Raw genomic sequence first — 20343 nt, 5'->3', positions numbered from 1 at the left:
ATAACCAATGTGTGGGATAGTAGGTATTTATAGTCATGAACCAGTAGCCTCTGAACTGTATGAGAGTCTCATCCATTTACAACACCGAGGACAGGATGCTGCTGGCATCCTGACTTGTGATCAGCGGTTCTACACAAAACATGGCTTAGGTTTGGTACGCGAAATTTTTACTCCTGATAATGTCTCACCACTCATGGGAAATATAGGCATTGGTCATGTTCGTTATCCTACCGCAGGTGGCTATACAGAAACGGATGTCCAACCCTTATGGATTGGTAGCCCACGTGGTATTGCGCTTGCACATAATGGCAATCTGTCGAATTACCAGGAACTGGCCGATGAGATTCGTATAAAACAACATCGACATCTTAATTCCTCCCTTGATTCTGAAGCACTATTACTGATGCTTGCGGATAATCTGGCCAGCAATGCCTCCAGTCATGAGGAAAACAATGACAGCTTTTTCGAATTGCTGACCCAAGCAGTCTCACATATTTTTGAGCGCATAGAAGGAGCCTATTCTATTGTTTCTGTGATTATTGGCAAAGGACTTGTTGCCTTTCGTGACCCCCATGGTATTCGCCCCTTAGTTTGGGGAACACGTGAAAATCCTGATGGAACTGTAGATACAATTTTTGCATCAGAAACGACCCCTTTTTATGCTTTAGGCTTTGAACCCAAAGGAGATATTTTACCCGGTGAAGTCGCTTTTATCGATTTAAACGGTACGATGCATCGTCGCGTTCTGAAGATGGAAGAATTCAGACCTTGCGTTTTTGAATACGTTTATTTTGCCCGTCCAGATGCAACGCTCAATAACGTCAGCGTATACCGTTCGCGTTTACGCATGGGCCAAAATTTGGCAGTCCAATGGAAGAAAAAACACCCTGATCTCATTCCGGATATTGTAATCCCTGCTCCGTTCACAGCGAATACCGCCGCTTTGTCTTTTGCCAGCGAATTAGGAGTCCGTTATTCTGAGGGACTGTATAAAAATCCTTTTATAGGCCGTACGTTCATTATGCCTAATCAAAAGGCAAGAAGTCGGAATATTCGTTACAAACTAACCCCACAACAAACTGAAATTAAAAATAAAATCGTCATGATTATCGATGACAGTATTGTTCGGGGCACAACCTCTCGCGAAATTGTCAAAATGGTAAGAGAATCTGGTGCAAAGCAAATTTATTTTGCCTCCACATCTCCAGCACTTAAAAATCCCTGTTTTAGTGGAATTGATATTCCATCCCGCAATGAGTTGATTGCTGCGAATCTAAGCGAAGATGAAATTGCCAATTATCTTGGTGTAGATGCATTATTATATCAAACACATGAAGACCTGATTGAAGCAGTAACGCGTCGTGGAGAGCATCAAATCAAGAAACCCTGCATGGCATGTATGGATGGTGATTACTTTTGTAAAAAATTAACTGCAGAAAAAATGAAGCAACTTGAACTGCAGCGCGAAACAAGTAGAAGTACCCCCCCAAAGAAAGAGGACATCATTGAATGAAAATTCTTGTTATCGGTTCTGGTGCGCGTGAACATGCACTCATCAAAGCACTACACCGTTCACCACAGCAAACCACGCTATTTTGTTATGGTACAGCAATTAATCCAGGCATCCATCAACTAACCGATGAATATTGCGCCGGGGATATCACGGATTGTGCTGCCGTAGTATCTATGGCAAAACTCTGGGGAATTGAATTAGCGATTATTGGCCCTGAAGCTCCTCTTGAAAAAGGCATGGCTGACGCGTTATGGCAAGCAGGAATCCCCACCATAGGACCGAAAAAAGAATTAGCACAAATTGAAACGTCTAAAGAGTTTGCTCGTGATTTAATGAAAAAACATCATATCGCAGGACTCCCACGTTACCAAAAATTTGCGACGCTTCATCACGTTGAAACATTTCTCACCGAACTTGGTGAAGGCAACTACGTCATTAAAGCAAATGGCTTAATGGGTGGAAAAGGAGTTAAAGTCGCTGGGGAACACCTGAACTCAATTGATGAAGCATTGAGTTTTTGTCAGGAAATTCTTAATAAAAAACAGACCATTCTCATTGAAGAAAAACTCATTGGTCAGGAATTTTCTTTCATGTGTTTTGCTGATGGCAAAAAGCTCATTCCCATGCCGTTAGTACAAGACCACAAACGTGCTTATAACGGCGACCGAGGTCCCAATACGGGGGGTATGGGCAGTTATTCAGATACGGATCATTGTTTGCCATTTTTAACTGCCAATGACGTACAAGAAGCCCTTTCGATCAACAACGCAGTCTTTCAGGCTTTGTCTTCTGAATATGGTGAACCGTATATTGGCATTTTGTATGGCAGCTTTATTGCGACCAAAAACGGAATTTATGTCATTGAATTTAACGCCCGTTTTGGCGATCCCGAATCATTAAACGTGTTATCAATTTTAGAGTCTGATTTTGTTGCCCTATGCCAGGCAATGATTCATGGTGACTTAAGTGAAGATAAGGTCAAATTTTCCAAACAGGCTACCGTGTGCAAATACACAGTCCCTGAAGGCTATCCAGACACCCCAAAGAAAAACTTTGTTGTTGATTTCTCAAAGGTAGTTTGCCAAGACCATTTATACCTTTCTTCAGTAAATCAGATTGATCTTCAAATCATTGCTGAAGGTTCGCGCACCGCAGCTTATGTAGGAATTGCTGACTCCATTTTTGCAGCAGAGGTAAAAGCTGAAGATGAAATTTCATTAATTGAAGGCCCTTTATTTCATCGTGAAGACATAGGTACAAAAGAATTAATTCAGCAACGCATTGATCATATGCAAAGGATACGCGCCTCATGATTCGCATCGCCGTACTTGGCTCAACTCGAGGGACTAATCTGAACGCTGTTGTTGCCGCAATAAAGCAACAGCGTTTACCTGCATCTATAGAACTGGTTCTAAGCAATAAAGCAGATGCTCCCATTTTGGAAAAAGCAGAAAATTTCGGGATCAAATCAATGTTTATTAATCCTCAAGGATTAAGTCGCAGCGATTTTGATAATTATTTATCCGAGATACTCACACAGCATCACATAGAACTGATTGTTTTAATTGGCTATATGCGTATCTTATCTGCTGAATTTGTCTTGAAGTGGGAAAATAAAATAATTAACATTCATCCTTCTTTATTGCCTGCTTATGCAGGATTAATGAATCTGGATGTACACCAAGCCGTTTTAGATGCCGCTGAAATCGAAACCGGTTGCACCGTGCACTTTGTTACTGAGCAGGTAGATGCAGGCCCGATTATTTTACAAAAGAAATGTCCTGTTTTAGCAGGTGATACTCCAGAATTGTTGAAAGCCAGAGTACAGGAACTGGAAGGAGAGGCCTTGATTGAAGCAATATACACCATTGCAACGTCGGACAAGGCGCCCTATAAATAATAGACTTTTTATCAAACTCTACTGAGGAAATGAATATGTCAAATATACTTGTATCAATACTGATGGGTTCAAAATCAGATTGGGCCATTATGGAAGAAGCCAGCTTAACTCTGGAAAAATTTAACATTCCTCATGAGGTACGCGCTTTATCAGCACACCGCACCCCCGATGCGTTATTTGATTACCTCAAATCTGCAGAACAACGTGGCGTGGAAGTCTTTATCGCTGCAGCAGGTGGCGCAGCGCATTTGCCTGGTGTTGTTGCTGCTAAAACCATAATACCTGTTTTAGGTGTGCCCATGCCCTCATCGACGTTCATTAATGGTCTTGATGCACTTTTATCCATAGTTCAAATGCCCGCAGGAATTCCCGTAGGGACTCTTGCTGTAGGTAAAGCAGGCGCAATCAATGCGGGTATCTTAGCTGTAACGATTCTAGGAAATAAATATCCAGAGTATCGGGACGCAATTAAAAATTATCGCGCAGAACAATCTAAAAAAGTATTAGAAAATGCAGAAATAAAAGGATAAGTTATTTTCCTGCTTTCCAAATTTTATGACTCTCATTAGATTGGGAAACAGATTCTTTACGAGGCGCGTAGATTGAGCCTATGAACTCAGTATTGTAAGGCTTATATCCATAGAACTTTATGATTTTAAGGCAGAAGAAGGGTTTCCTGGCTCTTCTTCGACTTCTTCGATTTGTGACTCGCTGCTTGTTACTATTTCTAACATTGGATTTTTAGTTAGTTCCTTAACTATTGCTTTTTCATGTGCTTCATCAAGCTCTTGAACAGTTCCTTTGAGCTCTTCAATCATATCTAAATAGAATTTTTTTTGGGCAACTTCGTATTCTTTTATTACTTGCTCTTCACTTGAAGATAATTTTAAGGGCAATCCTTTTGTTCGTATAAAAGAAGAAATATTATAGAATTTTTTTAGAACTCCCCTATACTCCTGTTGTAGTTCCTTGGTTAATATATCTTGATCTACATAAAGAGGGTTATGCTCTATAGATACATTCCATCCTTCTCGATTTATCCGACATAAAGCACATGAGCGATGGAAAGCGGGGGGTGTTGTTTCTTTTTCATAAGTATAATTAAGCTCATCGTCCCTAGTCGTATATCCTATGAAACCTGAATAATCTTGTCTCAGGAGATGTTTTTTAGGTATATTTCGTTCGTCTACAATAAAAACTTCATGCCCCTTACCTAAGAACGCAGAAAATGAAAGCCCTCTTCTGAATTTTTTTGTAAGAGATATTCCTGCAATATGACCTGATTGATGCTCCTCTAAAGTTTCTCTCACAACGTCAGGATCCTTATGTTGTAATAAGTGAGCTCTTCGTCCTACAAGACCTCCTAATGCTTTATTAATTGGCTCCTCATCACTTTCAGCTTTACTCATACCTCTAAATAAAAACTCATATATTGAATTATCCCAGAAGAGGGTACGGAAAGGGTTTCTGGTGAAGTCAAAAAAAGGAGCGCCTCGCACAGTAGAAGACTTAAAACAATTTGTTTGAAATACTATTTGCGTTGAATTTTTTTGAGAGTATTCTAGGCTTCTAGTCCATAACTGACGGCTTCCTAAATGTCTTCCTGCATGAGTTGGATTTCTAAAAAAGACTGAACCAAGACCACCTTTGCTACGCATAACTTCACTCTCATTTTAAATGATTATATATTTATTATAGTGCTGAAATTAGAAATATGATTAATATATAATCATAATGTATTTTTTATAAACATAAATTTCAATGAAATTATCTTTTTAAAGAAATGGTTTATTACGCCGTATTATTTATGCGCCCATGATTTCTAGCCCTGAAGTCACTATGAAATGAAATATGCGTGGTTTGTTTGCAAGTAAGGTGAATGTTGTTTTAATTTATGAGTTATATGAAGTAGAGTAAGAGAATTATTCCCTTTATTATAAAACTGCCTCTTAAAATCATCGAGGCCATAGACTACCTAAGACATTACTTAAGTCCTCCTTTCTTAATATCTTGAGTTTTTAAATTCGTCCCAAAATTATATAGGAGATAGAGATTTTTCCTTATGAATATCAGTACTGTAATCCTCATGAATGTCAATTCCAACATAATGAGCCGAATCTAAAAGCATTGGATTGGCATGAGAAACCTGATCCAAACGTAAAGAACTATTAAGGCCAATCATCGCCTCAACACTTCCATAACCCCATTCATTGCCTGTATAAGCAAAAGCATCAGAAGGGTTTATGACGCTAATGAAATATTTTTTTTGCTCTTCCTCAGTAAATTTTAATACATCACGGGTACTTCTGGAGACATCAACCGCACCCTCGGAGGTATCGAAAATATCATCAAATTGCATTTGTTGCGTTTCATCGAAAACAGGAAATTCAATTTTTGCTATCCAGGAATAAGAGTTTTCAGTAATCAATTTTTTAAATGCACGTACATAGTAAGGGAAAAGGATATGCTGGATGCTATAAGAACCATCGACCTTAGCAAAAAAACCCATACCTACAGCTGTTGCTTTTAAGAAAGCAGGCTTTCCAGCTTCTTTAGCCGATTCATTTATCGAGGTAAGGAGTAATGAGATGTCTTCCAACTGATGTTGAAAATAGGCGCTTGTTAAAAAAATAACTGCATTTGCCTTACCAAATGTAGGATAATAAAAACCAGATGAAGTACGGCCGAGTAAAGGAAATCCTACTCTTATACGGGTCATAGATGAATTTAAATCATAAGTTCCAAGCTCCTTTTTAGCGTCAGCAAAATCAACAGGAGTATTTTTATATAAATGGCTGAATGCGTTGGTTGTAATTTTAGGATTATAAGGATCCAGCATGAACAATCTACTATGAAGGTAGCTGTTTTCAAAAGCAGCACCTGCCAATGAAAAAATCGATGCTTTAAATGGAATTTTATATAAACTCAAGGGGTTAGTATGAGGATATCCTCCGCATCCCAATATCAGACTGTTAGAGGAAATAATTTTTTTTGCCGCTGTTAATCTTTTAGCAGGAGATAAAAATTCAGGGTGATCATCGGGGATTTGTGAAAAAAACTTAGGTCCATCCTCAACTCGCTCACCATTTTGCTTATAGACTTCTCGATCACCATCCACATTAATTGCGGGTATTTTTTTTAATGAATCCGAAACTTCAGACAGATTATTGAAGTATTTTCTATTATAGAAAACTTTGGCTGACGACTGAGTATCTACTAACGTTTTTGGTAGAAATTTTCCTTTTAAACCACTGAGATATAATTGTTGGTCAAACCACACTTTAGGATGAACGGGATTAGTTTTTGTACTCGAAAAAAAACGCATCGGTTTGGAACGCATGAAACATATCCTATGTAAAAATTAAAAAATATACTTAGCCATGAAAGAAACTTTTAATTTTTCGCGTCAAAAACAAATATTTCTCAGATTAAAAATTTATCATAACTTCTTTTACTCTTCTGTTTACACATTTCAGGGCTATTTAGCAATAGAGCTGTCAAAATATTGCTCAAAAACCAAAATAAGAAATTTCTATTACTTGAGAAAATTATTCACTTTGTTTCATTTTCGCGCATTTATTCCAATTAAGCCATTGATTTAACAAAGCAATTAATTCGTTAACCCCGTCTTTCTTCAATGAAGAAAAAGATTGAACTGTGATTAAATGCTCCGCCAACTCATAGTGCTTACGCACTTTAAGTACCGTATTCTTTACATCACTACGACTTAATTTATCTGACTTAGTCAGCAAAATATGGACTGGCAGCTCTCGATCTATAGCCCAATCGATCATCATCACGTCCAGATCTTTTAAAGGATGGCGAATGTCCATTAATAAAATCAACCCTTTTAAGCTTTTTCTGACTTCCAAATAATGCGCTAAATTTTTTTGCCAATCCATTTTCACTTGTAAGGCAACTTTGGCATAGCCATAACCCGGTAAATCAACAAGACGGCGCTCTTCATCGATCCCAAATAAATTAATTAACTGGGTACGTCCAGGTGTTTTACTGGTTCTTGCCAAATTTTTAATGCCCGTTAAACAATTTAATGCGCTGGATTTGCCTGCGTTCGAGCGGCCAGCAAAAGCAACTTCATATCCTGAGTCCTCAGGCAAATGAGATACACGTGCAGCACTTTTTAAGAATACTGCTTTAGAATAAGGATTTTCTGACATATGGGTTATAATATTTCGAATTTCAACCAAGGCAGTGTACCATTACTTCAAGAATTTATTATGAGAAATCGATGAAAAAATTTGTACTCACTTTTATTCTCTGCGTACCACTCATCCTTTTTGCCCAAGAAAACACTAGACTTCTTTCGAAACTCGCTGCAGAGAGACAAATTCCAGGGGGAACGGAGCACAGAACCGGAGTGTACACGTTAGTACATGAGGATTCGAGCACTGTACCGACAACGCAGTTGTCCTCAGTAGAGTTTCGAAAGAAGTCTACTGCAAATAAGGTAGCAGTTTGTACTGCATGTCATGGCCTACAGGGCAATAGTCCAAATCCTGACTGGCCTAATATCGCCGGACAACATCCCAAATACTTTATAAAACAACTTAAAGACATAAAAGAGGGTACCCAACGTGACGTGCCGACTATGCGTGCTCTGGTTGCCATGCTGAACGAGCAGGATATGGATGACTTGGCTGCATATTATGCTAAAATGCCTCTTGCGCAAGGCAGCACACCCGAAAAATTTCTTAAACGTGGTGAACAAATTTACCGTGGAGGAGATTTTACAAAAAGGATTACAGCGTGCATTGCCTGCCATGGCCCTAAAGGAACAGGTAATTCCCAAGCAGGTTTCCCTGTGCTTTCGGGTCAACATGCTGCTTATACCGTATTGCAATTAAATGCATTTAAAGACGGTAAACGGAAAAACGATTTAAACCATATCATGCAAGATATTAGCAGTAGAATGAGCCAGTATGATATGGAAGCAGTTGCACATTATATTGAAGGGTTACATTAGGAAAACTAAATTATGTTAAAAAAATTAATCGCTGTATTCTTGCTCTTACCCGCAATGGCCCTAGCGGCGTCATTTGTTGAAGGTAAGGATTATCAAGTTGTTAGCAATTCCCAAGCAACTAACAATAAGAATAAAACCCCCATCATTGAAGAGTTTTTTAGTTATGGCTGCCCCTGGTGTTACAAAATAGAAGCGCCGCTCGATGTATGGGTTAGCAAAATGGGTAATAACATTCAATTCGAACGCGTTCCTGTAGTCTTCAAACCCTCTTGGGAGCTTTATGCTAAAGCCTATTACACTGCAAAAACACTTGCTCTTTCTGATAAAATGGACCCCTTACTCTTTAAAGCCATACAAGAAGAGAGAAAATCCTTAGATTCAAAACAAGCGATGATCAATTTCTTTATTACCCAAGGTGTCGATAAGGAAATTGCAAAAAGTGCTTTTGAAAATTCGCCAACAATCGATATGCGTGTACAAAATGGCATGAGCCTCATGGGCACTTACCAAATTAATGCTGTTCCTGCTTTTGTAGTGAATAATAAATATAAAACAGACTTACAAATGGCTGGTAGTCCAGAGCGTTTATTGGAAATATTGAATTACCTTACACGGAAAGGGTAATTCACTTTACGTAAACGTATACGTGCCCATGAGCGTGCTCGAAAAAGCCGATGTTTAGATTATTGTGTTGATCAAAATGATCCAAGTATCCTGAGATCCAGCTTTAAAAGTAGGTCAGGCCTTGGCCCATAGCCGTCAGGCTAAGAAAAATATGCTTAAACCCCCTCACCCTAACCCTCTCCCCAAAGGGGCGAGGGGATAAAAAAACAAAATCAACTAAAAAATCCCCTCTCCCGCTTGCGGGAGAGGGCTAGGATGAGGGTGTGTTAAATGAGTTTTTCCTTAGCCTGACGGCTATGGGCCTTGGCCTGACAAAATCAAAGGTTATTCTCCAAAACGATGTTCCATTTGTAATATAGGCCCCGCTTCGGGCACGCATACGTTTACGTACATGAACGCGCTGTTGTATTTAAAGTGCATGAGCCACGGTTTTTCTCTGAGCTATCAATGCTTTTGTAGTGGATATACCCATCATTTCTCCTAACATATTCGTTAAAACATTTAATGTTTGCTTCAACGCTTTTGAGAGAGGACTTGATACAAAACTACTTAAAACGGGATTGTCACGTTCATGAAGATCATTTGCATTTTCCAGGTACTCGGATGCTTTTCCACATAACTCAACTAAATCTTCTATGCTTCTGCAAGCAAATAATTTTCCAAAGAGAGTTTTATATTCAGCTCTTAGCTTCTCTTCTTCCTTGCTTAAAGACACGCCTTGTTCTATAAAGAAATTTGCCTGATTTTTGGGATTAGTGAATTTTAAATAATCATTTAAATACCCTTCTAGAGTGGGTTTTACCTTATTTAATTGCTTGTAAATATATATTTGCTTAAGGATTCGGGTAAATGGTTCATCAATATTCACTTTTTTGAGAGCGGAAACTTCTAAATAATCGAGTCCCAATTCATTAGCAAAGTCCTTTGCTTGTTCAGCGGATATTGCTCGTCGTTGGTCCAAATCTGCTTTGCAACCAATGATTATCATAGGTGCATCTTTTTTAGTTGCTCTTAAATGCTCAACGTATTTTCTCGTATGCTGCAAAGTTTCTATTCGGGTTAGATCAAAACAAATCAAGGCGCCATCTACACTGCTAAAATAGGATCCTATTACTTTTTCTTGTAATTTTGGAGCTCCCGATGCGTCCCAGATACGTAATTGTATTTTTTTATTAAAGGCATTAACCTTTTTTATTTGCTGATCAACCCCCATTGTGTCCATATATTCATCAGAAAGGTGAAGGGTTCCACCACAGTAAGTAAGCATCAAACAGGATTTTCCAACCGCGTTGTCCCCTAGAAGGATAATTTTGAAGTGCTCATCATATTCTCTTTTAAATTCCATGTTAAATAACCTTAGATCAGCTTGAACAAATAATAGCGAATTATTCGCTTTAATTTAAGTGTTCTTTGAACTAACAATTATCGAGCGTGGATGCAGCGAAGCGAGACTCGGTATTTTAACTATACAGCGCTCGAGTTGAACGAAACATAAATAAAATTCTTACTACCCATCTTTACCCGAGTTTTCCAAACTTAAAATGCCGGGGTTAAAAATCAAGTATCCGTTTGCTTACAAACGGTATTAATACTTACAATCCTATTTGCAATAAACAGACGTGCTAATCGATGACTCAATGTACTCAGAAGGTAAAATATTAGGGATTTTCTTGAAAAAAAGGTGACTTTTAGATCTCATTTAAACTACACATTAAAGAAGATTCAAACCATGCGTTATTTTTCACTGTAGTGTTTTTGACTTATCCTCTTTAGACAATTCTTCACTCTCAGGCAAATCCGTTTCTTCTCTAACAATTTTGAAAAACTGATCCTTTAACTTCTTAAAAGAATCACTCTTATTATTCTTAGACAAATCTAGTCCATCACTCTCAGGCAAATCTGTTTCTTCTCTAACAATTTTGAAAAACTGATCCTTTAACTTCTTAAAAGGATTGAAACTTCTAACTTGTTCGGTTTTTTTAGGGTTCTCAGTATGATCTTTTTCTTTTAATGGTTGTAGCTCAGGTAATTCTGGGGATTCAGCACGTTCTTGATCTTTTTTTCCGGTCACAGAAGTATCAATTTCACTCTGCACCGGTTTTTTTGGTGTAATTTCATTTAGAATCTCATCAATCCTGTTATTAAGCTTTTCTTTAGACCTAGTAGAGAGCGTTGATGAATTACAATGATTCCGAAAATCTTCAAGTATCTGTTCAAAATTATTAGTTGTTGGAATTTGCTTATAAGCTTTTTCGAACCCTTCTTTAACTTCATCGATACCATTGTTATAAATGTAAAGAGTACTCATTAGCGAATCTAAATAATCGATACATTTATTTTTAACAGTAATCTCTTTGAACTTTTCAGATATATTATTTAATGTATCTTCAAGTTGTGAGGACTTGAAGATCTCTAATAAATCGATACTTTCACACATAGAACGAAGCTGAGAATATGCATTCTCTCGAGCTGCTATATAATATTTTGAAGGCCTCTCTCTTACTGATTCGACACTAATACTTGATTGTGTCCTTTCGAAATTATATTTTAATTCTTTTATTCTTTCTATATGGGTTACCATAGGATTTGAATTATCTGTTGATCTATTTTTTAATTCCGACAGAAGTTTATAAGAGTTAACTCCACCAAAAATGAGTATAGTAATGATATCCTTGTTATTTGAAGTTAACGCTATATTAACAATATCTTTGACGTAGTCAGGATCGCAGCCGTACAACAATAGCATATTTATTGCATTCAAATTACCGTTTTTAATGGCGATTTCAAGTGGAAATGGACGCAAATTAGGATCAGCCCCATTTTTCAATAATGCATCTGCAATTTCTAAATTTCCACTAGAAATAGCAATATAAAGCGGTACTTCTGTATCATCTGATGGATTTACAATATTCGGATCTGCTCCCTGTCGTAACAGATCAGAAACTCGTACAAGATCGCCTGCTCTGACTGCATCGATCAGATTAATTTCTATTTCAGATGTTGCAGGTTTTGGACTAAACGGATCATCTTTTACTCCTGCAATATCCGCTTGAATGCTACACGCTTCATGCTTTACGAACAAGTTATGTTTCCTACGAATCTCCTGAATATCTGAACCAGTAATGATAGCTCGCGTTCCATCTTTTACTCGGATCATTTCACCTAATGCAGAGACACCTCTTGGATGGAAAGGAGATCTTATACAATCACCAAAAAGCATCGTACGATCTCCATCTGGATGCTCAATCAGAGCTTGGTCGGAATACTGTCTATCTGGTGAAAATGCTGAAATACGCTGTTTTTCCGTTAGGTCTCCCCCTATTGGATCAAACTCTAAATTATCTACTGAAGTTCCATAAGCATGAGCAGCTAAATGTAGCGACCAATTTATGATTGCTTGCTCTCTTGCTTTCTTTTCTTCTTCACTCCCATGAGGCATATTAAATATTTTTTCAGGAATTTCACATGAAAAACCAAATGGGTATCTGTCTTTTTTGATCCCAAACCTCAGGTTGGTATTGAGTGCATACTCAGGTTCACTGTCTTTTTCCCATTCAAATTCATCTTGCAACAATTTTATATCTAAACGTTTGGGTTGTTGGCTCCAATCAGGTCTATCTTTAAATTTTAGCCTAATAACACAATAAAACTCGTTTGTGTGTGGAAAAGAATTAAACTGAATTTCTCTTTCGCCTTGTGCTTTTAAAGCAGGATTTAATTTTTTATTTATGATCTCTCTATTTTCACCCTCACAAATTAATAATGAATTAAAATTAATTTTTTCTGGAGTATTAGTTCCTGTTTGGATTGTACAGGTTGACTTTTGGTTATCGCCATACTCAATTGCTGATATGCTTGTATCATCTTTAAGTACTATTTCCATATTATCTGATTTGTTATTAGGGTCTTTAATATACTCTGCTAGAGCTTTTTGTATCGATTTAATAGAGAGCGAATGAAGCCCTCTTATGTCTGCAGGTGTTCTTAATATTCTTTGGATAATTTGTTCTCGATGCGTCAATGGCCTCTCTTTCTTTCCGTACTCATTGCTATCCTTTCTAACCAACTTTTCACCAGATATGCTATATACATTTGATGGATCAAATAACTCCAAGCACATAGCATTCCATGATGAATTATAAAAATTTAAATCAGAAATAATTTTCTGCGAACGATTAAAATCTTCATCGGGATTAATTTGCTTCTCGGGATCACTTCCTTGATCTTCAAGGGACGCGATTTTACGCTTCTCAATTAAAGTTATTTTATATTTTTTTTTAGGATCTCCATGTTCTTTGATATTTTTCATTAAATAAGCAACCGCAGATAGCCCCATTAATCCAGCGCCTACCACACATATCTCTTCAACTTCGCTTTCTGGCATTTACATCGCTCCAGTCACTTTATACTATAATTAGAGCATATATGGACAATTATAGATCAAATTGCGCATTATTTTTCGCAAGACTCCCGAAGATAAAGGTGAGAAGGATATGCCTTGATGAGACATCAAAACGACTTGAGAAATCCAGTACATTGGGTTTGGTCAAAAAACATGAATTCAAAGAAAACTCATGATAGATTTAAGTTGCGAGTCTATAAAAAACTTTAGCGACATTACCAAATAGATATTTTAGCTTGAGTGAAGTACAGCAGAAGCCGGGTTGCTGATATAAAATCGCCGAATATAAGTGAGGTTTTTATATTCCTTTACCCGGGTTTTCCAAACTTAAAATTCCGGTATTAAAATCATAAGCAAAAATCTCAGCATAACGTCCCCAGTCAATCATCGTGCGCAATACACGTTCGGCTTCTTTTTCACTCAAATAATCTTCAAGCTTACTCAAAAACCGTTCTTCGGAAACTCTGTGCCCTACTTTTTCATCTAAAATCCGTCGAATGTGGCGTGCAAGAGGTACTTTTTCCAATAGCCTTTGTGCAAATAATTGCTTACGCTCCTGGAGATCAGCGTCAGCAAATTGTTTGCCTAGATCACTTAATTGAATATCCCCTGCAGAAACTTTAGCAAAACCTAATATTTCCAAGGTTTCAAGAATAGGGAACAGATCATCAATATTCATCATCAGCTCATCAGCAAGCTCTGGCAAATCAATCCGCTCCTCAAAAGAAGTCATCGTCTCAATCAAGCCAGTCAATTCTGAAGGCTCTACATCAGGTAGGCGATATCCCAGACCGATTTGCCGTTCTCTTTGCGCACGTTTTGCCTTTTCTTTAGGACCAGTAGTCATCAAGGTATAAATTTTATCTACCAAGGCCCGGAACTCAGGAGATTCCGGATCGCGTGGCTGCGGCAAAGTGACAGGTAATTCAGCACGAATGTATCCGGGATCATTGCCAAAAATTACAATTCTATCGGCTAATGTAGCTGCTTCTTCAATATTATGCGTCACTAATAAAATTCCATTGGTATTGGTTTTCTTTTCTTTCCACAATTCCAACAAGTCTGATTTCAGGTTTTCTGCGGTAAGTACATCCAGTGCAGAAAAGGGCTCATCCATTAATAAAACATCCGGATTAATGACGAGCGCGCGCGCAAAACCAACGCGTTGACGCATTCCTCCAGAAAGTTCTTTGGGGAATGCGGATTCAAAACCATCAAGACCAATAATATCAATCGCTTCAATCGCTCGATGCCTGCGCTCCTCGCGACTTACTCCTTGCGCTTCAAGGCCGAGTTCCACATTTTCTAATACTGTGAGCCATGGCATCAGCGCAAAAGACTGGAATACCATTGCAATACCCGCAACAGGGCTGGTAACAGGTTTACCTCGATAGGTCACTGTTCCGCTTGTGGGCGCTATAAGCCCGGCAATAATACGTAGTAAAGTAGATTTCCCAGAACCGGATTTTCCTAATAAAGCGACTATTTCACCTTCTTGCAGCTTGAAATTCACATCCTCAAGTACGAGCAAATTTTGTTCTGCCGCTTTTTTAAAAGACTTTCGCAAGCTTTCTATAGCAATAATGGTTTCAGACATAAGTATCTTTTAATTAAAGTTAAAACGTTCTTCCGCCAGCCGATAGAGCGGACGCCAAATTAAATGATTAAAAGTGAGCACATATAGGCACATCATCGCAGTACCCAAAGCAATTTTCGGAAAATCTCCTGTTGCCGTACTGGCTTGAATGTACTCACCTAAACCGGTGGCTCTCAGTGTCGTATTCCCCCAACTCACAAACTCTGCCACAATACTGGCGTTCCATGCGCCACCTGCCGCCGTTATGGCGCCAGTAATATAGAAAGGGAAAATTCCGGGCAAAGCCAATCTTTTCCACCAAACCCATCCTTTCAAACCGAAATTGTCTGCAGCAAGATACAGCTCTCGAGGAATAGTAGAAGCCCCGGCAATTACATTAAATAAAATATACCATTGGGTTCCAAGAATCATGAGTGGGGTCACCCATATTTCTACATTTAAATGAAATGCTACAATAGCAATCACAAATAAAGGATAGAATAAATTTGCTGGAAACGCTGCAACAAATTGAATAACAGGTTGTATTTTTTGTGCGATTCTTGGTCTTAATCCAATCCACACGCCTACTGGAATCCAAACCAAAGAACTCATGAAAATCAAACAAAGAACCCGGGTACCTGTTGCTGCACCGAGCAAAAACACATGCAAGATATCACTCACTTTCAATTCTGCAAGGATAAAACGCAATAAGAACCACCCTCCAGAGCAAACACAAATGATAACCACGATGCTCCAAAATCGGTCTAGGCGCTTTTGTCTTTTAAAATCAATTTCCTTAATTGCTTTAGGCTCATTTATTCTAAGCCAGCGCGCATTAACAAAATGATCTGTAAAAATACTGATGATTTCAGCAAACTGCTTCATTAATCGACTTCCACGTATCCAATCCACTAACCAAGATTGATATTCAGCTTCATCATGGGAAGGCTCTGTTTTGAACTTTTCGGACCAAGCAATTAATGGTCGAAAAAATATCTGATCATATAAAAAAATAACGATCACCATGGCCAGAATGGCGTAGCCCACAGCATGTATGTCACGCTGCTGAATTGCTAAAGCGATATAAGACCCTACTCCAGGTAATCTGATGTCCTGATGCGCTACAGAAATTGCTTCAGATAAAACCACAAAGAACCAACTTGCAGACATGGAGACCATCATATTCCATAACAAGCTCGACATGGAAAAAGGAACTTCCAGTTTCCAGAAACGCTGCCATGCCGAAAGTCGGAACATCGAAGAAACTTCTTGTAAATCATGAGGCAGTGTTTTTAATGATTGATAAAAACCAAAAGTCATATTCCATACTTGTGCACAAAAAATTGCAAAAATGGAGGCACATTCAGGTCCCAATAAACTGTTGGGAAATAGGCGAATAAATCCAGTCACAGTAATAGACAAGAAACTAAGGACTGGTATGGATTGCAAAATATCAATAGCAGGGATAATGATTTGTTCCGCACGTCGATTTTTGGCTGCCCAAAGTCCTACAGTGAACGTAAAAATGATTGAAAAAAACAGTGCAATAAACATACGAAGCACCGTACGTAATGCATAAAAGGGTAGGTTGGAAGGATCTAAAGAAATGGGTATCTGTTGTCCTAATTGGTAGGGGGTCGCCATTTGTGAGCCAGCCCAACCCAAAAAAAATAATATTGAAAAAATAAGAATAAGGAGCAACAAATCCCAACGATTTATATATCGGCCAAATCTATCAGGATTAGCAAAGTAGAACCGACTTTCTCGCACCATGCCCCCCTTAATAACCTTGTCGACACCTAAATACACTCTGCAACTTTAATCACGCAGTACGTTTTTAATTGAAAAAAGCAGTGAAGTTCACCATAGCATCAATATAAGTCCTTGTATCTCAGACTGTGACACTGGATTAGTTGTATTGATGCGAGTTATCTAATGGCATCAACTTAAGGAAGTTTTCCTCTACCATGACGAGTTCAGCTGCTTGTTTAAGGATAATAAAATACCATAAAGACGGCATAATCGGTAGATTAAAGCGGTTGAATATAACGCTTTTCCATTTACAATATCGTTTTTAATTCAATAAAAATCACAGGGCCCTAATGTTTCAAGATAAAAAATTGAAAATGAAATAACGGATTAACTATTAAAATCCTTTAATATTCAGCAGGTTACTCTTTTATTTTATTTTTTATGATTTAAATTTGAATAATTTGATTAAAAGTTGAACTTTTTTGGAATTTCAGTGTCTAATATAGTGAGCATTTCCCCCGAATGCTTAGCTCCGCTTTACCCCCTCTTAAGCGGGGCAATGTTTGGATATAATTATCCAAACATCCAATTTGCCCCGGCGCAGCCGGGGATTTTTTTATATGCATTGAATGAGTTACACTTAAACCTACTTTTGGTAAAGGGACCATGCTTATGAACAAAAAATTAGCTTTTTTTCTACTATCGATTTTTTTCCAATTAAGCTACGCACAATCTGAACAGGCTGAGTTATCGGTTTGGGTCAATGAAGCCATTGTTGCTACATACACCTATAGCTATCAAACTTATCTTGAGGATCAAAAGAAAATAGCCAAATATTTTACTGCTGATGGATGGATTGCCTTCAGCAATGCTTTAAATGCGTCCAAATTGCCCGAAGCAGTGCAAAAAAATCTTTATCAAGTGAGTTCTGTAGCAACTGAACCCCCGGTCATCACTAATGTTGATCCAACACATTGGAAAGCGACTATGAGGTTGTTGGTGGTATATCAAAATCCTCAGTATCAGCAACGACAACATTTGAAAGTAGCCATTAATTTTATGGTCGCACCTTCAGGTCAAGGCGTACGTGGATTCAGCATTACCAATTTACAGGCCGTAGAAACGAAACCCTCTTGTAAATGCATTGTTGAAGAAGATATTGAACCAACGCCAGCAAGTACACCACCATCAAGTACTCCTGCTACAAATACACCATCCACGACTACACCGCCAGCAAAAACACCACCTGCAAGCCCACCTACCCCAAATAACGCCAAGCAATAAGGCCCAGGTGCACAACAATTAACATGCCAATCAAAATCAAAATAATATTTAATTTGATTGGCATGGTTACGTCTAAAGCAGATTGTTCAGGGTGATTAGGATTATAATAAACATCAATTTCCTCATTTTCTTGGAAAGCCACAGCTGCTTTATACGCTACCCCACGAGAATATTTACTATTAGGATTATTATGAGCCGTATCTAAAAACAAATATTCCCCTGTCAAATTCTGATCATTAACCTGATAAGTGTATTCAATTTTAGGCCAAACACTATGACCTACCTTCGTCCATTCACATGCGGTAATAAACCCTTTGACCTTTAGCCATGATTGAGCCTGCACCAAAATTTGTCTATCACGCCAAAAATGCCTAAAGATTATTAAAAGAAAGAGCAGCCATCCTAAATCCAGCATCCAACGCCAAACATTTAGCCCAATCATTAAAGTAGTCCTAAGAAATATGCAGTATGCAATATACAGTATATATCGCAATAGGTATAATCACCCACATCAAAGTGAATTGAAAAGGACGTACAATGATTGCTAGAACCCCTCTTCACGCCACACATCAAGCATGTGGCGCTAAAATGGTTGATTTTCATGGCTGGGAAATGCCTTTGCATTATGGATCTCAGATTAATGAACATCACTACGTTCGGAAAGATGCAGGCATGTTTGATGTCTCGCATATGACGATTGTTGACATACTTGGTGCTGGAGGCCGCCAGTTTTTACGTAAGCTGTTAACAAATGACGTGGATCAACTCGAGCACAATGGGAAAGCGCTTTACAGTTGCATGTGCAACGAACATGGCGGAATTCTTGACGATCTCATTGTTTATCAACGGGCTTCAGATAATTATAGAGTTGTCCTGAACTCAGCAACAAGACAAAATGATTTGGCCTGGATTCGCAAAAAAAGCGAAGGGTTTGCTGTTGGTCTACAAGAACGAAGAGAATTGGCGATGATTGCCATACAAGGACCTAATGCAATAGAAAAAACATTGAAAATTCTTAATCCTGCGCAAATTGATGCGGTATCTACGCTGACGCATTTTGAATGTGTTGATGTTGAACAATGGTTTTTTGCACGCACTGGATATACTGGAGAAGATGGATTTGAAATCATCGTTCCTCAAGAGTCCGTAGTGCAACTATGGAATAACTTAATACAGGCGGGGGTCCACCCCTGTGGATTGGGTGCACGAGATACGCTTCGACTGGAGGCGGGTATGCTTCTTTACGGCCAGGATATGGATACTGCTACCAGTCCCTTAGAATCTGGGCTTGCCTGGACCATTAAATGGGAGCCTACAGAACGTGATTTTATCGGAATGGGTGCCCTATTTTCCCAAAAACAAATGGGACTCAAGCGAAAAATGGTAGGACTTACCTTGTTAGACAAAGGGATTATGCGTCATGGACAAAGAGTAGTCGTTCCAGGTTGTGCAGATGGGATTATTACTAGCGGAAGCTACTCACCAACACTGGAAAAATCCATTGCTTTAGCAAGGGTTCCAGTTGAAACGGGTGATGAAGTTATGGTTGATATTCGCGGCAAATTAGTTCCAGCAAAAGTAGGCAAGCCACGTTTTGTTAAATCAGGAAAAGCACTTTAAAGCATTTGAATAGGGTTTATTTACATTTCGCTAGCTTGAGCCAAAATGGCCTGATTTTCGAGCACCGAAGCACAGCATACATAAAGTATGTGAGCATCGGAGCGCTGAAAATCAGGGTAGTTTGGCCAAGGTAGTAGAAATGGGCCATTTCGCTAGCTTGAGCCAAAATGGCCTGATTTTCGAGCACTGAAGCGCAGCATACATAAAGTATGTGAGCATCGGAGCGCAGAAAATCAGGATAGTTTGGCCAAGATAGTAGAAATGTAAAAAAACCTAAGTGGTTATATAATTAAATAAGGATAATACTAATGAATGAATTAAAATTCACAAATACCCATGAATGGCTTAAAGAAGAACAAAATGAAGTAACTATAGGTATTACTGATCATGCACAACAATTATTAGGTGACATGGTCTTTGTAGAGTTACCTGAAGTAGGTGATAAAGTGAGCGCTGGTGAAGAATTAGGTGTTGTCGAGTCAGTAAAAGCTGCCTCTGACTTCTATGCCCCCATAAGTGGTGTCGTTACTGCTGTCAATGAGGTAGTCGTCGAAAACCCCGCTCTTGTCAATTCCGACCCTTATGCTGCTGGCTGGCTTGTCAAGCTGAAGCCTAGCCATCCTGATGAAATTGATAGTTTATTAACTGCTGAACAATATCAAAATGAGATTGCTGAGGAACATTAATC

The 20343-nt window shown here is 38.5% G+C and carries 17 protein-coding genes; 9 read left to right on the top strand and 8 right to left on the bottom strand.

The features are described from left to right. Window positions 1-7: 7 nt before the first annotated feature. Genes purF through purE form a run of 4 tightly spaced genes read left to right on the top strand, consistent with a single transcriptional unit; the run spans window position 8 to window position 3943 of the window. Window positions 8-1513 (top strand): amidophosphoribosyltransferase, encoded by a 1506-nt coding sequence (purF, locus tag Lstg_RS04245; RefSeq protein WP_058476421.1) that lies wholly within the window; start codon window positions 8-10, stop codon window positions 1511-1513. Continuing rightward, complete coding sequence (gene purD / locus Lstg_RS04240; RefSeq protein ID WP_058476420.1) at window positions 1510-2826, top strand: phosphoribosylamine--glycine ligase; 1317 nt, start codon at window positions 1510-1512, stop codon at window positions 2824-2826. The genes purF and purD overlap by 4 nt, the downstream gene beginning before the upstream one ends. Further along, a complete protein-coding gene (gene purN, locus Lstg_RS04235) occupies window positions 2823-3413 on the top strand; it encodes a phosphoribosylglycinamide formyltransferase (RefSeq protein WP_058476419.1) in 591 nt (196 codons plus the stop codon). The genes purD and purN overlap by 4 nt, the downstream gene beginning before the upstream one ends. 35 nt (window positions 3414-3448) lie before the next feature. Further along, a complete protein-coding gene (gene purE, locus Lstg_RS04230) occupies window positions 3449-3943 on the top strand; it encodes a 5-(carboxyamino)imidazole ribonucleotide mutase (protein WP_058476418.1) in 495 nt (164 codons plus the stop codon). A 117-nt stretch (window positions 3944-4060) separates the two neighbouring features. Here the strand turns inward: purE and Lstg_RS04225 are convergent, their stop codons facing one another. From Lstg_RS04225 to yihA, 3 genes are all read right to left on the bottom strand, one after another. Further along, window positions 4061-5071: a hypothetical protein gene (locus Lstg_RS04225; protein WP_058476417.1), complete on the bottom strand. Its 1011-nt coding sequence runs from the start codon at window positions 5069-5071 to the stop codon at window positions 4061-4063. Between the two features lie 377 nt (window positions 5072-5448). After that, window positions 5449-6753, bottom strand: a complete 1305-nt coding sequence (locus Lstg_RS04220; protein WP_058476416.1) for a hypothetical protein — start codon at window positions 6751-6753, stop codon at window positions 5449-5451. Window positions 6754-6961: 208 nt separating this feature from the next. Next, entirely contained in the window at window positions 6962-7591 is a 630-nt protein-coding gene (gene yihA / locus Lstg_RS04215) for a ribosome biogenesis GTP-binding protein YihA/YsxC (protein WP_058476441.1), read from the bottom strand. Between the two features lie 71 nt (window positions 7592-7662). On the opposite strand from yihA, the gene Lstg_RS04210 reads away from it, so the two are divergent. Beyond that, window positions 7663-8397, top strand: a complete 735-nt coding sequence (locus tag Lstg_RS04210; RefSeq protein ID WP_058476415.1) for a c-type cytochrome — start codon at window positions 7663-7665, stop codon at window positions 8395-8397. A gap of 12 nt (window positions 8398-8409) precedes the next feature. Next, window positions 8410-9021 (top strand): thiol:disulfide interchange protein DsbA/DsbL, encoded by a 612-nt coding sequence (locus Lstg_RS04205; RefSeq protein WP_058476414.1) that lies wholly within the window; start codon window positions 8410-8412, stop codon window positions 9019-9021. Between the two features lie 409 nt (window positions 9022-9430). On the opposite strand, the gene Lstg_RS04200 is transcribed toward Lstg_RS04205, so the two are convergent. From Lstg_RS04200 to Lstg_RS04185, 4 genes are all read right to left on the bottom strand, one after another. Further along, complete coding sequence (locus Lstg_RS04200) at window positions 9431-10366, bottom strand: Rab family GTPase (protein ID WP_058476413.1); 936 nt, start codon at window positions 10364-10366, stop codon at window positions 9431-9433. A gap of 396 nt (window positions 10367-10762) precedes the next feature. Then, window positions 10763-13405 (bottom strand): ankyrin repeat domain-containing protein, encoded by a 2643-nt coding sequence (locus tag Lstg_RS04195; RefSeq protein ID WP_058476412.1) that lies wholly within the window; start codon window positions 13403-13405, stop codon window positions 10763-10765. Window positions 13406-13721: 316 nt separating this feature from the next. Further along, entirely contained in the window at window positions 13722-15020 is a 1299-nt protein-coding gene (locus tag Lstg_RS04190; protein WP_058476411.1) for an ABC transporter ATP-binding protein, read from the bottom strand. Window positions 15021-15029: 9 nt separating this feature from the next. After that, window positions 15030-16769 carry an ABC transporter permease gene (locus Lstg_RS04185; protein WP_115324598.1) on the bottom strand — a complete coding sequence of 580 codons (1740 nt, stop codon included), beginning with the start codon at window positions 16767-16769 and terminating at the stop codon, window positions 15030-15032. Between the two features lie 654 nt (window positions 16770-17423). Between Lstg_RS04185 and Lstg_RS04180 the strand changes: the two genes are divergently transcribed. Next, complete coding sequence (locus Lstg_RS04180; protein WP_058476409.1) at window positions 17424-18035, top strand: DotI/IcmL family type IV secretion protein; 612 nt, start codon at window positions 17424-17426, stop codon at window positions 18033-18035. Here Lstg_RS04180 and Lstg_RS04175 read toward each other — a convergent pair. Then, complete coding sequence (locus Lstg_RS04175) at window positions 18010-18477, bottom strand: DUF3592 domain-containing protein (RefSeq protein WP_058476408.1); 468 nt, start codon at window positions 18475-18477, stop codon at window positions 18010-18012. The two genes, Lstg_RS04180 and Lstg_RS04175, sit on opposite strands and share 26 nt — an antisense overlap. 95 nt (window positions 18478-18572) lie before the next feature. Between Lstg_RS04175 and gcvT the strand changes: the two genes are divergently transcribed. Both gcvT and gcvH read left to right on the top strand, forming a co-directional pair. Next, window positions 18573-19655, top strand: a complete 1083-nt coding sequence (gene gcvT / locus Lstg_RS04170) for a glycine cleavage system aminomethyltransferase GcvT (protein ID WP_058476407.1) — start codon at window positions 18573-18575, stop codon at window positions 19653-19655. A 308-nt stretch (window positions 19656-19963) separates the two neighbouring features. After that, complete coding sequence (gcvH, locus tag Lstg_RS04165; protein WP_058476406.1) at window positions 19964-20341, top strand: glycine cleavage system protein GcvH; 378 nt, start codon at window positions 19964-19966, stop codon at window positions 20339-20341. The last annotated feature ends 2 nt before the right edge of the window (window positions 20342-20343 follow it).

It is taken from the genome of Legionella steigerwaltii (assembly GCF_001468065.1).
Taxonomy (GTDB): Bacteria; Pseudomonadota; Gammaproteobacteria; order Legionellales; family Legionellaceae; genus Legionella; species Legionella steigerwaltii.
This window is presented reverse-complemented; position numbering and strand designations above follow the sequence as displayed.

Excerpts from the sequence above, each read along its gene's own strand:
- purF (WP_058476421.1), top strand. The coding sequence starts at position 8 with ATGTGTGGGATAGTAGGTATTTATAGTCATGAACCAGTAGCCTCTGAA.
- purD (WP_058476420.1), top strand. The coding sequence starts at position 1,510 with ATGAAAATTCTTGTTATCGGTTCTGGTGCGCGTGAACATGCACTCATC.
- purN (WP_058476419.1), top strand. The coding sequence starts at position 2,823 with ATGATTCGCATCGCCGTACTTGGCTCAACTCGAGGGACTAATCTGAAC.
- purE (WP_058476418.1), top strand. The coding sequence starts at position 3,449 with ATGTCAAATATACTTGTATCAATACTGATGGGTTCAAAATCAGATTGG.
- Lstg_RS04225 (WP_058476417.1), bottom strand. The coding sequence starts at position 5,071 with ATGCGTAGCAAAGGTGGTCTTGGTTCAGTCTTTTTTAGAAATCCAACT.
- Lstg_RS04220 (WP_058476416.1), bottom strand. The coding sequence starts at position 6,753 with ATGCGTTCCAAACCGATGCGTTTTTTTTCGAGTACAAAAACTAATCCC.
- yihA (WP_058476441.1), bottom strand. The coding sequence starts at position 7,591 with ATGTCAGAAAATCCTTATTCTAAAGCAGTATTCTTAAAAAGTGCTGCA.
- Lstg_RS04210 (WP_058476415.1), top strand. The coding sequence starts at position 7,663 with ATGAAAAAATTTGTACTCACTTTTATTCTCTGCGTACCACTCATCCTT.
- Lstg_RS04205 (WP_058476414.1), top strand. The coding sequence starts at position 8,410 with ATGTTAAAAAAATTAATCGCTGTATTCTTGCTCTTACCCGCAATGGCC.
- Lstg_RS04200 (WP_058476413.1), bottom strand. The coding sequence starts at position 10,366 with ATGGAATTTAAAAGAGAATATGATGAGCACTTCAAAATTATCCTTCTA.
- Lstg_RS04195 (WP_058476412.1), bottom strand. The coding sequence starts at position 13,405 with ATGCCAGAAAGCGAAGTTGAAGAGATATGTGTGGTAGGCGCTGGATTA.
- Lstg_RS04190 (WP_058476411.1), bottom strand. The coding sequence starts at position 15,020 with ATGTCTGAAACCATTATTGCTATAGAAAGCTTGCGAAAGTCTTTTAAA.
- Lstg_RS04180 (WP_058476409.1), top strand. The coding sequence starts at position 17,424 with ATGAACAAAAAATTAGCTTTTTTTCTACTATCGATTTTTTTCCAATTA.
- Lstg_RS04175 (WP_058476408.1), bottom strand. The coding sequence starts at position 18,477 with ATGATTGGGCTAAATGTTTGGCGTTGGATGCTGGATTTAGGATGGCTG.
- gcvT (WP_058476407.1), top strand. The coding sequence starts at position 18,573 with ATGATTGCTAGAACCCCTCTTCACGCCACACATCAAGCATGTGGCGCT.
- gcvH (WP_058476406.1), top strand. The coding sequence starts at position 19,964 with ATGAATGAATTAAAATTCACAAATACCCATGAATGGCTTAAAGAAGAA.